Origin of the sequence: Pseudarthrobacter sp. NamB4, from assembly GCF_005796185.1 — a bacterium.
Taxonomy (GTDB): domain Bacteria; phylum Actinomycetota; class Actinomycetes; order Actinomycetales; family Micrococcaceae; genus Arthrobacter.
Genome location: NZ_VAHM01000029.1, coordinates 1 through 10,852 on the forward strand (window position 1 = coordinate 1; position 10,852 = coordinate 10,852).

Annotated in this window: 13 protein-coding genes; 2 read left to right on the top strand and 11 right to left on the bottom strand. The window is 67.0% G+C overall.

What is annotated here, in order from left to right; genetic code table 11:
- Positions 1-164 precede the first annotated feature (164 nt).
- From FDW81_RS17745 to FDW81_RS17770, 6 genes are all read right to left on the bottom strand, one after another.
- Positions 165-710 (bottom strand): dihydrofolate reductase family protein, encoded by a 546-nt coding sequence (locus tag FDW81_RS17745; RefSeq protein ID WP_138135522.1) that lies wholly within the window; start codon positions 708-710, stop codon positions 165-167.
- A 99-nt stretch (positions 711-809) separates the two neighbouring features.
- Positions 810-1,028 (bottom strand): hypothetical protein, encoded by a 219-nt coding sequence (locus FDW81_RS17750; protein ID WP_138135523.1) that lies wholly within the window; start codon positions 1,026-1,028, stop codon positions 810-812.
- Positions 1,025-2,314: an inorganic phosphate transporter gene (locus FDW81_RS17755; protein ID WP_138135524.1), complete on the bottom strand. Its 1,290-nt coding sequence runs from the start codon at positions 2,312-2,314 to the stop codon at positions 1,025-1,027. Before FDW81_RS17755 ends, FDW81_RS17750 begins: the two co-directional genes overlap by 4 nt.
- 154 nt (positions 2,315-2,468) lie before the next feature.
- On the bottom strand, positions 2,469-2,972 hold the full coding sequence (locus tag FDW81_RS17760) for an HAD domain-containing protein (protein WP_138135525.1): 504 nt from the start codon (positions 2,970-2,972) through the stop codon (positions 2,469-2,471).
- Between the two features lie 18 nt (positions 2,973-2,990).
- Positions 2,991-3,677, bottom strand: a complete 687-nt coding sequence (locus tag FDW81_RS17765; RefSeq protein ID WP_138135526.1) for a hypothetical protein — start codon at positions 3,675-3,677, stop codon at positions 2,991-2,993.
- A gap of 42 nt (positions 3,678-3,719) precedes the next feature.
- Positions 3,720-4,154 carry a VOC family protein gene (locus tag FDW81_RS17770; RefSeq protein ID WP_138135527.1) on the bottom strand — a complete coding sequence of 145 codons (435 nt, stop codon included), beginning with the start codon at positions 4,152-4,154 and terminating at the stop codon, positions 3,720-3,722.
- A gap of 126 nt (positions 4,155-4,280) precedes the next feature.
- On the opposite strand from FDW81_RS17770, the gene FDW81_RS17775 reads away from it, so the two are divergent.
- On the top strand, positions 4,281-4,901 hold the full coding sequence (locus FDW81_RS17775; protein ID WP_138135528.1) for an L-threonylcarbamoyladenylate synthase: 621 nt from the start codon (positions 4,281-4,283) through the stop codon (positions 4,899-4,901).
- Between the two features lie 60 nt (positions 4,902-4,961).
- On the opposite strand, the gene ligD is transcribed toward FDW81_RS17775, so the two are convergent.
- On the bottom strand, positions 4,962-5,984 hold the full coding sequence (ligD, locus tag FDW81_RS17780; RefSeq protein ID WP_138135529.1) for a non-homologous end-joining DNA ligase: 1,023 nt from the start codon (positions 5,982-5,984) through the stop codon (positions 4,962-4,964).
- 68 nt (positions 5,985-6,052) lie between these two features.
- Between ligD and FDW81_RS17785 the strand changes: the two genes are divergently transcribed.
- Positions 6,053-6,730 carry an alpha/beta family hydrolase gene (locus tag FDW81_RS17785; RefSeq protein ID WP_138135530.1) on the top strand — a complete coding sequence of 226 codons (678 nt, stop codon included), beginning with the start codon at positions 6,053-6,055 and terminating at the stop codon, positions 6,728-6,730.
- A gap of 12 nt (positions 6,731-6,742) precedes the next feature.
- Here FDW81_RS17785 and FDW81_RS18195 read toward each other — a convergent pair whose 3' ends face one another.
- From FDW81_RS18195 to FDW81_RS17800, 4 genes are all read right to left on the bottom strand, one after another.
- Positions 6,743-6,892, bottom strand: coding sequence for a hypothetical protein (locus tag FDW81_RS18195; protein ID WP_171027275.1), 150 nt, complete (start codon positions 6,890-6,892; stop codon positions 6,743-6,745).
- Between the two features lie 154 nt (positions 6,893-7,046).
- Complete coding sequence (gene hrpB, locus FDW81_RS17790; RefSeq protein WP_138135531.1) at positions 7,047-9,695, bottom strand: ATP-dependent helicase HrpB; 2,649 nt, start codon at positions 9,693-9,695, stop codon at positions 7,047-7,049.
- Between the two features lie 68 nt (positions 9,696-9,763).
- Positions 9,764-10,369: a hypothetical protein gene (locus FDW81_RS17795; RefSeq protein ID WP_138135532.1), complete on the bottom strand. Its 606-nt coding sequence runs from the start codon at positions 10,367-10,369 to the stop codon at positions 9,764-9,766.
- Positions 10,359-10,706, bottom strand: coding sequence for a hypothetical protein (locus FDW81_RS17800; RefSeq protein ID WP_138135533.1), 348 nt, complete (start codon positions 10,704-10,706; stop codon positions 10,359-10,361). The genes FDW81_RS17795 and FDW81_RS17800 overlap by 11 nt, the downstream gene beginning before the upstream one ends.
- Between the last annotated feature and the right edge of the window lie 146 nt (positions 10,707-10,852).

Consider the following 10,852-nt stretch of genomic DNA (forward strand, 5'->3'; position numbering starts at 1 on the left):
ATGGCCAGACCAAATCAACCCCGGGCTCAGGCACGCGGACTTCATCTATGCATGTATGTCCCCGGGAGAAGAGGGCGTGGCCCGGATCCACCACGCCAGGTCCTAGCAGCCCGGCGGGAGACCGCTCCGGCCACACCTCCACACGCCGGTCGGCTGGAGCCCGGCTAACGGCTGTTCAGAAGGTAGCGCAGCTCGACGATTCCCCTGCCCATGGTGCGGGAGGCAGCCAGCTCAAGTGGCGCCGTCGGGCGGGAGAGCGGCAACAGCCGTTTGCCGTCCCCCAGCACCACCGGAATGACCGAGAGGATCAACTCGTCCAGCAGTCCGGCGTCAGCAAACTGGGCGGCCAGGTTGCCGCCCCCTACTACCCAGACGTTCCTGCCGGCTGCGGCGTGCCTGAAGTCCTCAATGAACTCAGTGACGTCGCCACGCACAAAGGTGATGTTAGCCCCGGTGGGAGCGCTGTGCTCGTGCCGGGTGAAGACGTAGCTGGGGGTGTCCGGGTAAGGCCAGGTGCCAGGCTCGTGCTCCATAAGCCAGTTGTAGGTTTCGCCGCCCATGACAACACAGCCAACACCCGCAATGAAGGACTCGTAGCTTTCCTTGCCGCCCTCAAAGCCGTCGAACTGCAGGAGCCAGCCCAGGTCATCAGTGGAAGTGGCGATGTATCCGTCGAGGGAGGCAGCAACGTAGTACTGGATGCGAGACATGGGCCAAGCCTAGCCAACGGCGTCCACCCTGCCCAGAGCCGGGGGCCAGCGCCAAGGGCAGGGTCATCGCCTAAGGCAGTTTCATGGCCAAAGGCAGTGTCAGCCGGAGAAGTACGGAATGATGAGGTAAAGGCCGAACAGGACGGCCACACCGCAGAGCCCGAAGCAAACGTAGGCCAGGGACTTCTTAAAGCCGGGTGAGGCCTGTGCGTCACCGGCGATGGCCGTCAGCCTGACGCCAAGCGAGTAAAGGACCACCACGGTCACGGCAGAGGCGAGGGTGGCTCCGGCCACGGTCACCAGTTCCAACCACTTCATCGCTGGACATCCTTCGTTGTAACGGTGTCGGATTCGGCCTCCAGCGGCGCGTTGCGGGTAGCCGCGGCTTTTGCGTCCGCTTCGGCCTTTGCCTTGGCGTGCGCGCGGGCACGTGCCCTTGCCTTTGTCTTGGCGAAGCGGACAGCCTGGCCTGCCTCTTCCACCTCGATGGCGTTGTGGTGGCCGACGGCGGACTTGCGGGAGTAGAAGAACATGAAGAGCACGGCTGAGGTTCCGGCAACCGCAGCGATCAGGACGCCGATGACGCCGGTCTTGACCAGGAGGGCCGTCAGCGCCCCCACGAGTCCCGCAGCAGGAAGCGTGAAGAGCCAGCCCAGCGCAATCTTGCCCACCATGCTCCAGCGGACACTGGTCCCCCTGCGGCCCATGCCCGAGCCGATCACGGAACCCGAAGCCACCTGCGTGGTGGACAGGGCGAAACCGAGGTGCGAGGACGCCAGGATGGCCGAGGCTGTGCTGGTTTCGGCGGCAAAGCCCTGTGCCGGTTTCACCTCGGTGAGGCCGGCGCCCATGGTGCGGATGATGCGCCATCCGCCGGCGTAGGTGCCAATAGCGATGGCGAAGGCGCAGGCCGCGATGACCCAGAACTGGGGGCCGGAGCCCGTCTCCTGGGTACCGGCGGCAATCAGGACCAGCGTAATGATGCCCATGGTCTTCTGCGCGTCGTTGGTGCCGTGGGCCAGTGCCACCAGGCTGGAGGTGAAGATCTGCCCGGTGCGGAACCCGCCACGCTTCTGCGTGAGTTTGCTGCCCGTCTCCGGGTCGTGGCGTGAGGTCAGCAGGTAGGCCAGGCGCGTGCAGACGTAGGCGACAATGCCTGCGATCAGGGGCGCGAAAATGGCCGGGAGGATGACCTTCTGGAGCAGGCCTTCAAGGTTGATCGAGTTGAAGCCAATGCCCGCAATGGCTGCGCCAATAAGGCCGCCGAAGAGTGCGTGCGAGGAACTCGACGGCAGCCCCTTGAGCCACGTGATCATGTTCCACAGGATGGCGCCCATAAGGCCTGCGAAGATGATGTCCGGCGTGATCTGGATGCCATCCGAGCCTTCCCGGATGATACCGCCGGAAACCGTCTTGGCCACCTCCGTGGAGAGAAAGGCACCCACGAGGTTCAGGATGGCTGCCAGGGTCACCGCGGTTTTCGGTTTGATGGCACCGGTTGCGATGGGCGTGGCCATGGCATTCGCGGTGTCATGGAAGCCGTTCGTGAAGTCGAAAAATAGTGCCAGTGCGATGACCAGCGCCACCATGAAGGTGATATCCACCTGTTGCCCAATCTGCAGAGTCGACGTTCAGCAGTTTCTTTTCCCCCGACTGCCTTGCACAGCATAATTCACCGCCTGTTCACCTTGGACTGACCTGTGGCGTTAACAGAACCGGCGCAAAGCCCTAACGATCGTACGCGCCCCGGGCATGAGGTCAAAACAACTGCCGGTCAAGAAAGGCGCGCAGACCCGCCAGTTCGGCCGGGGAGATGCCCTGCCTCGGATCCGGAGAAACCATGAGGAGCCGCCGGCCAAGGAGCCTCCCCCATGCCTGCGCCTCCGCCTCGAAGGCCAGCTGGTCATCGACCCAGGCCACCGCCTCCGGGCCGGTTGTTTCCACATCATGCTGGAGGGCCCGAAGCTTCCACCAGCCGGCCCCCGTGCCGGTTCCATCCGCCGTCAGAACGGGCCACCGCGTCCCCTGCAGGTTGAGCGCGGGACACAGGTACTGCGGCGCGAGTTCCTCCCAACTGGTAAGCCAGACGCACCGGACGCCGTCCATGGCGGCAATGCTGTTCAGACCGCCCACCAGCTCCGCCGCATAGGCCACAGGCAGCAGGCCCGCATCGGAATACCGCCAGCCGGTCCCCCACCCGGTGGTGCCCGACGGTCCGAAGGGGCAGATGACGCCGTCGACGTCGAGGTAAAGCGTGCGCATGCGCCGCGGCTCCCGCCGTCAACCCTGCCGGAACTCTGTACGTCGCCGGCTGCCCTCCAGCCGCGGCGCCATCCGCTCCTCCAGGGCAGCCACAGCGCCGTCGGGGAGGACAATCAGGCCGTCCAGTTCCCGGCGCGCCCGCCTGTACGCCGCCTGCCATTCAGCCGGTGTGGCGGCCTGGTTCTCAGCAAGGTTGAGTAGCCTCCGCGCGGTGGCAAGCCGCTGCCGCTCCGGGCCGGTGAATTTGCTGTCGCGGATCCGCCGTGCCTCCCGCTCGGCCACCGCCAAAGCCACGGCAAAACTGTCAACGGCCCGCCGGTACGACTCCAGCCGGGAGGGCGACGTGATGTCGGCGGCACGGCGGGGGCGCTGGCCGTCCGCTTCCCTCTTTGCCCGCAGGAACGCCACGGTAAGGGGTTCGCGGACATCGGTCATGAGCGGGAAGTCGATAACCTTTCCCACATCGAGCTCGTACTCCAGCCAGCGCTTGTTGGCGGCGTCATGGGCGGCCATGAGCGCTTCAACTTCCGCCACCGAAGCCCGCTCAGCCTCCCGGGACTGGTTCTTGAGCTTGTACAGTTCAACCCTGCGCTGGTGCCGCCGCTCGCCGGCCTTCCGCCACGAGTTGGCCCAGTGGCCGGTCAGCGCTGCCAGCGGAAAGACCATCCACCATTTATCGGCAAGGAACTCAAGGAGGGACTCCACGGCAGGGCCTGGGGTTTTGCTGCTGCAGGAAGGGGCACGCGGCTAGGGCGCGCCCGCGGTGCCCTGCGGAGCGTTCACGTTAACCAGCCAAGCAATCCCGAAGCGGTCCGTGCACATGCCGAAGATGTCCCCCCACGGAGCCCGCTCCATGGGTACGGTGACCATCCCGCCGTCGCCGCTGAGCTTTTCGTAGTAGCCCCGGAGTTCCGTTTCGTCATCTCCGCTGAGGGAGATGGAGATGGCGGAGCCCGGAGTGAAGTCCATGCTGTTCGGGGTGTCGGCCCCCATGAGCACCATCCCCTGCGGCGTGGTCAGCATGCTGTGCATGATTTTTTCCGATTCCTCGGGGTCCTGCGTGGCCTGGAAATCGCCAAATGTGCTTAGGGTCAGTTCACCGCCGAAGACCGACTGGTAGAAGTTCATCGCCTCGCGGGCGTTGTCGCGGAAACCAAGGTAGGGGTTCAGTGTGGTCGGCATGATGAATCTCCTTAAGGGGACGGAACATGGTGGAACCAGACAACATCCTGCCTCATGGGAGGGCGGCACGGTAGGGGATGCGGCGGAGTGGTGCGCCAGGCCCTGCCTGCCCGTAGGCTCAGGGGCATGGCCAGATACTTTGACGTTCATCCGAAGGACCCGCAGCCGCGTGCAATCACCCAGGCGGTCAAAATAGTGCTCGACGGCGGGCTGATCGCCTACCCCACGGATTCCTGCTACGCGCTGGGGGCACAGGTGGGTAACAGGGACGCCCTCGACCGGATCAGGAACATCCGCCGGTTGGACGACAAGCACCACTTCACGCTGGTCTGCCGTGACTTCGCCCAGCTGGGCCAGTTCGTGAACGTCGGCAACGACGTCTTCCGCAGCATCAAAGCTGTCACGCCCGGGGGGTATACCTTCATCCTTCCGGCCACGAAGGAGGTTCCCAAGCGGCTGCTGCACCCGAAGAAGAAGACGGTAGGTGTCAGGATCCCGGACAACCGCGTGGTCCAGGCGCTGCTGGCAGAACTGGGCGAGCCGTTGCTGTCCAGCACGCTGCTGCTGCCTGACGAGGAGGACCCGCTGACTCAGGGGTGGGACATCAAGGAACGCCTGGACCACCAGGTGGACGCCGTGATCGACGCCGGCGACTGCGGTTCCGAGCCCACCACGGTGGTGGATTTTTCCAGCGGAGTGGCGGAGGTAGTGCGCCACGGAACCGGGGATCCGTCCCGGTTTGAGTAGCATCAAGGACGACGGCGGCCTGCAGCTTCCGTGATCCGGTCCCCGCCCTGCAGGGTTCTGTCAGTCCTGCTTCCGCGCCCGGCTGGGCTGCACCCTGGGTGGCTCGCCCGGCATTTTCGGATAGTCCGGCGGGAAGGGCAGCTCACCCAGCCCTGCCTTGAGATCGCGCTCCCACCACTGCAGCAGCGTGTCGATGGTTCCGGGGTTGCTGGTCATGTCCGCCCAGGGGTCACCCACGGACTTGAGCCGGTCCGGCACGGTCAGGATGGTGAAGTTCCGGGGGTCTACTGTTTCCAGTTCATCCCAGGTGATGGGGCAGGACACCGGTGCGTGGGGCAACGGCCGCGGGCTGTAGGCGCCGGCGATGGTCCGGTCCCGGTTGGCCTGGTTGAAGTCCACGAAGACCTGCCGGCCCCGTTCTTCCTTCCACCAGGCGGTGGTGACCTTGTCCGGCATGCGGCGCTCGAGTTCGCGGGCGGCGGCAATGACCGCGTGCCGGACGTCGAGGAATTCCCGGGTGGGCTCGATGGGCGCGTATACGTGCAGCCCGCGGTTGCCGGAGGTCTTGATGAACGAATCCAGGCCGGCCTCGGCCAGGACCTCCCTCAACGCCAGCGCGGCGGGGACTGCGTCATCAAAATCCGTTCCCGGCTGCGGGTCGAGATCGATCCGAAGCTGGTCGGGATTGTCCGTGTTGGCTGCCCGGGAGGGCCACGGGTGGAACACGATTGTGTTCATCTGCACGGCCCACACCGCGGCTGCGGGTTCGTCAAGGATCAGCATGGGATGGGAGCGCGCACTGGGGAAAACCACTTTCAGGGACCGGATGAACTCCGGGGCACCTTTAGGCGGGTTTTTGGAAAAGAACATCTCGCCGTCAATACTGCCGGAAAACCTCTGCAGCGCCACCGGCCTGTCACCGTTGGCAGCGATGAAGGCCTCCCCCACGTCACAGATGTAGCGGGCCAGATCCAGTTTGGTGATTCCCGGTTCAGGCCAGATCACCCTGCCCGGGCTCGATATGCGCATCTCGCGCTCGCCGTGGGGGCCCTGGACTGTGAGGGTGGTCTGTTCAGTCGCCATGGGGACAACGTACACCCCCGGCCGGCACGGACGGCAGATTTGGGTGACCGGTCCGGCATGATGGAGGAATGTCCGCTGCAGAAACAGACTTAAGACTTGAGGTGGGCGACGTGACGGTGGCCGCCGCCTACGCACGCCCTGCCAACCCGTCCGCCACTGTGGTGGTCGCCCATGGCGCCGGTGCGGGCATGGAACACCCCTTCCTGCACGGGTTCACGGACGGACTCAACGGCCTGGGCCTCGCCACCCTGCGTTTCAACTTCCCCTACCGTGAGGCCGGAAGGAAATTTCCGGACCGTCCGCCCACGGCCATCGCTGCCTGGCAGGCGGCGATGGCGGCAGCTGTGGAGCAGGCGGAAGGATACGGCGATACCGGTCCCGTATGGGCGGCGGGCAAATCCTTCGGCGGGCGGATGGCGTCGATGGCAGTGGCCGAGGGGATGGAAGCTGCGGGCCTGGTGTATCTGGGCTATCCACTGCACCCGCCCGGAAAGCCCGACAAACTGCGGGATGAGCACCTGTACGGCGTGACCGTCCCAATGCTGTTCCTGCAGGGCAGCCGGGACACCTTTGCTACTCCGGGCATCCTGGCGGACGTGGTGTCCCGCATCGGACCCTCGGCAGTCCTGCAATGGGTTGAGGGCGGAGATCATTCGTTCGCCGTGGCCGGATCTAAACGCCCTGCCGCGGAGGTGGGCGCGTCCCTTGCCGGGCCTGTCGCTGACTTCATCCGGAACGCCACCTGAGGTGTAGAGCCGTCAGGCTGCGTCCTCTTGCCACCAGCCTTCCCAGGCGGCGGAGGTCAGCTGGCCCTCGGGAAAATCGGTCTGCGCGCCGCCCCTTTGCTGGGACCGGCTGTCGTCACCGCGGCCGTCGAACAAGAGGTTAAGGCTGTTCAGGAGAAACATCTTTACGTCCTTCCGTGTCGTGTGTGGACCACGCTGTCCAAGTGCAAACGAGCCTATCCGCGGCATGTTTCAGCACGTCGACGGGAAGTAACAGGTGTGTATCGGAGACCTCACACGGCATTCGGCGTGCCGGGAAGGCCGGCACGCCGGGAACTTACTTTCTGTGGTTGGTCCGTGCAGTAGCGGGGGCAGACCAGGGATCTTCCGGCCAGGGATGCCTGGGGTAGCGCCCCCTCATCTCCGCCCGGACCTGGGTGTAGGGGCCGGACCAGAAGGATGTCAGGTCGTCAGTGACGGCGAGGGGACGCCGGGCCGGTGACAGCAGGTGGAACAGGACCGGCACGCGGCCGTCCGCCAGGCGCGGGGTTTCTGCCAGGCCAAAGCATTCCTGCAGCTTGACGGCCACCACGGGGCGGGGCGTGGCATCTTCTCCTCCGGGGTAGGCAATGGCTGCCCGGGAGCCGCTTGGCACCTCCAGCCACTCCGGGGCGAGCTCATCCATCCTGGCCGCCTCCGGCCAGGGAAGCAGCCGGCGCAGCGGCCCGGTAAGGTCCAGTCTGCCGGCGTCGGCGCCTGCCGCCAGCGACTCCAGCTCGGGTCCCAGCCATTCCTGCAGCCGTGGCAGGAGGGCGGCCTCCGAGACGTCCGGCCAGGGCTCCCCCAGTTCCCGGTGCAGGAAGGCGAGACGCCGGTGCAAGGCTGCTGCCGCCGTCGACCATTGAAGCGCGGCGAGCCCTTCCTTGTGGAGCATGCCCGCGACCGCTGCGCGGCCCTCCGCCGGGGTGGGACGCACGGGGGTGGACGCCAGCACGATGGCTCCCAGCCGGCGGACCCGGCGCGCCGTGACGCGGCCCTGGGTGAAGGCCGCCTCCACGCCCTCAACCAGCAGGTGGGAGGCAGCGGCTTCGGCGAGGCCGGCTGACAGCGGGGCGGCAGAGCGGATGACGGCACCGGTACCGGCTGCGTCCCTGCCGTCGGCGCGGGACACTTCCGCCACGGCCAGCCATTCATGTCCCGACAGGCTGCTTCCAGCCGGGAGACCGGCGCGGGTTCCGGACGAGAGCAGGTACCGTTCCGGCCCGTCGCCGGGAACCCTGCGTGCCACCCGGTCGGGAAAGGCCAGGGCGACGACGGCGCCCACCGCGTCATTCCCGTCAGCCACGACGGGAAGGGCCGAGGTAACAGACAGTGGTTGGGTGTGCTCCGCCAAGGCCTGCAGGCGGCGGGTTTCCTCGGCCCAGCGCTTGCCGGACGGACCCTGGTCACTGCGGAGCCGGGACAGGAGGCCGGGCAGATCCGCCGCGGGAGCGCGGGCGTCACCGGCGACGGCGGCCACCACTTCGGCTGCGGCCCTTGAATCGGCCGCTGCGGCGCCGTCGAGCAGGGCGCGGCCCAGCCGGGGATCGGCAGGGATCCCGGCCAGGATCCTGCCGGCGCCGGTCGCCTTGCCGTCTCCGGACACGGCACCGAGTTCCTGCAGGACTTCCATGGCATCATCCATGGCCTGCTGCGGAGGGAGGTCGGGCAGGGCAAGGCCCTCCCCGCGCGGGGAACCCCAGCACGCCAGGACCAGGGCAATGCCGGTCAGGTCCGCCACGAGGATCTCCGGAGTGATGTGGGCAGGCGCCGCGCCGTAAGCCTGCTGGCTGTAGCAGCGGACAACCTTTCCGGGACCCTGGCGGGCCGCCCGCCCCGCACGCTGCTCAGCGGAGGCACGGGAGCAGGATACGGTCACCAGGCCGCTCATCCCCCGGCCGGCATCACGGCGAGGCTCACGGGCGAGTCCGGAATCGATGACCAGCCGCACACCGGGCACCGTCAGCGATGACTCCGCCACGTCCGTGGACACGATGATCCTTGGGTTTTCCCCGGGAAGGCGGCCGGCTACTGCCCGGTCCTGTTCGGGTGCGGTTACCTGGCCGTGCAGTTCCAGCACGTCAGTCCGCCCGCCCAGCCGGCTGCGCAGCGCTGACGCCACGTGCGAAACTTCCCGCGCCCCCGGAAGGAAGACCAGCGCATCAGTGGAACTGTCTGCTGCAACTGCCTGGTAGTGGGCCTCTGCGGCACTCGCTGCCACGAAGTCCAGGAAGGATCGTGCCACTCCCCTGCCGTCCAGCCGGGGACCCGGCGCCGGGCGCCACTCCGTCTCCAGCGGATGGTTTGCGGAGGGGCACTCGACCACGGGAGCGGGTTCGCCGCCCTCGTGGTCCGCCAGCAGCGCAGCGAAGCGGGGAGCATCCAGCGTGGCGGACATCGCCACCACGGCGAGGTCGGCCCGCAGCTGTCGGACCTCGGCCAGCATGCCGATCAGCAGGTCGGTTTCCATACCCCGCTCGTGCACCTCATCCAGGACCACGGCACCGGTGGAAGTCAGGCCCGGATCCGACAGCAGGCGCCGCAGGAGGATGCCGGGTGTCACGAATTCAACCAGGGTGTCCGGGCCGGCCCGGCGCTCCCCACGGACTGTGTACCCCACCCGGCTGCCCAGACTGCTGCCGTCCAGGGCCGAGAGCCTGCGGGCAGCGGCGCGGGCCGCCACCCGCCGCGGCTGGGTGACAACCACGCGGGCGGGCAGATCTTCCATTGAAGCGTTTGCCGCGACCTTGGCCAAAAGGTTTGCCAGCAGCGGCGGGACGAGGGTGGTTTTACCGGTACCCGGCGGCGCCTGCACCACGGCGGTTCCAGCCGCGCCGTTGCCGGACGCCTCCGCCAAGGCTGCGATGGAGTCCGCGAAGGGCAGTCCGGCCCCGATGGCCGCGAGGTCAAAGGGCGGCAGCGGCTGCCGCCCGTTCCGGGAAGTCATCCGTCCATTCTGCCCGGAACCCACGCGGGAGACGTGCGTCCCGGCGCGATCTTCGGTGCCGGCCGCGCTCAGGGTTTGCCTGCACCCTTGCCCTTTCCTTTGGCTTCCTTGGCAGCCTCCGGAAGCTCCGGTTCCTGTCCTTCAGCCGCAGGGCCGGGCACGGGCTCAGGTGCAGCAGGTGCAGCAGGTGCAGGAGCCGGCGGCACCACCGGCTGGACCTGGACAACCTGCTGCTCGGCCACCGCCGTTTCCGCTGGGGATGCCACCGCAGCATCCACTGCTTTCGTCTCGGCCACGGCGGCGGCCTGGGCTGTGATGTGACCGTTGATGTCTGCCCGCACGGCCTCCAGCGCAGCTTCGATGCCGCGGTATCTTGCCGCTGAAATCAGCCCCTCACCGGCGGCGAGGTCCAGGTCCTTTTCCAGCGCCTCAAGTGCATCGAGTGCGCCGTCCAGCCGGTTTTCTGCCGCGGCCTGGCTCACGTTGAGCACCCGGATCTGGAAGCCGCGGAGGGTCGCTTCATCGGAGTCGGGGCCGCGCAGCGCGAAGGAGGCGGCGATGCCGGCAACCAGGCCGGCAGCTGCGATGATGGCAACCAGGCCGGCCCAGGTCCGCTGCAATGCTTTCGGCGGTGATCCCACCACTTGGCCGGGCGGTACCATCCTAGGCGGCATGGCGGCTGCGCAGCGGCACGACGGCGGCCGGCCGGGGACGCAGGACAGTGACATTTGCCGAATCCGCAGCGCTGTCGCGCAAAGCCGGCACTGGAGAAGGTACCGCCGGGACAGCGGTGCCCGTGGCCGGCGCGGTACGGAATGATGCTTTCCTGACTACCCGCTTGGCAGCGGACCGCAGTGCCGCGGCGAGTAGCTGCCCTAGTCCCAGGCCGATGAGTACATGGCCGGCGAGGTACTGGCCACCGGGCGCCAGAGCGCCGAACGGTGCACTGGCAGCCAGTGCAGCACCGGCAGCGGCCACCAGTGACCAGATGGCGACGATTACAGCACCCATGCGTTCACCTTGCTCCCACTTCTTTCACTGTCAATTAATCAGCAAGCTTACTACTAATGGTCAGCAAGCTTACTACCTCGTTCAGGCTCTGCAAGTGTGCGATGGGGTGAAGGGGTGCCTGCGGGAAGCTTCAGGGAGTGATGCTC

Excerpts from the sequence above, each read along its gene's own strand:
- FDW81_RS17745 (WP_138135522.1), bottom strand. The coding sequence starts at position 710 with ATGTCTCGCATCCAGTACTACGTTGCTGCCTCCCTCGACGGATACATC.
- FDW81_RS17750 (WP_138135523.1), bottom strand. The coding sequence starts at position 1,028 with ATGAAGTGGTTGGAACTGGTGACCGTGGCCGGAGCCACCCTCGCCTCT.
- FDW81_RS17760 (WP_138135525.1), bottom strand. The coding sequence starts at position 2,972 with ATGCGCACGCTTTACCTCGACGTCGACGGCGTCATCTGCCCCTTCGGA.
- FDW81_RS17770 (WP_138135527.1), bottom strand. The coding sequence starts at position 4,154 with ATGCCGACCACACTGAACCCCTACCTTGGTTTCCGCGACAACGCCCGC.
- FDW81_RS17775 (WP_138135528.1), top strand. The coding sequence starts at position 4,281 with ATGGCCAGATACTTTGACGTTCATCCGAAGGACCCGCAGCCGCGTGCA.
- ligD (WP_138135529.1), bottom strand. The coding sequence starts at position 5,984 with ATGGCGACTGAACAGACCACCCTCACAGTCCAGGGCCCCCACGGCGAG.
- FDW81_RS17785 (WP_138135530.1), top strand. The coding sequence starts at position 6,053 with ATGTCCGCTGCAGAAACAGACTTAAGACTTGAGGTGGGCGACGTGACG.
- FDW81_RS18195 (WP_171027275.1), bottom strand. The coding sequence starts at position 6,892 with ATGTTTCTCCTGAACAGCCTTAACCTCTTGTTCGACGGCCGCGGTGAC.
- hrpB (WP_138135531.1), bottom strand. The coding sequence starts at position 9,695 with ATGACTTCCCGGAACGGGCGGCAGCCGCTGCCGCCCTTTGACCTCGCG.
- FDW81_RS17795 (WP_138135532.1), bottom strand. The coding sequence starts at position 10,369 with ATGCCGCCTAGGATGGTACCGCCCGGCCAAGTGGTGGGATCACCGCCG.
- FDW81_RS17800 (WP_138135533.1), bottom strand. The coding sequence starts at position 10,706 with ATGGGTGCTGTAATCGTCGCCATCTGGTCACTGGTGGCCGCTGCCGGT.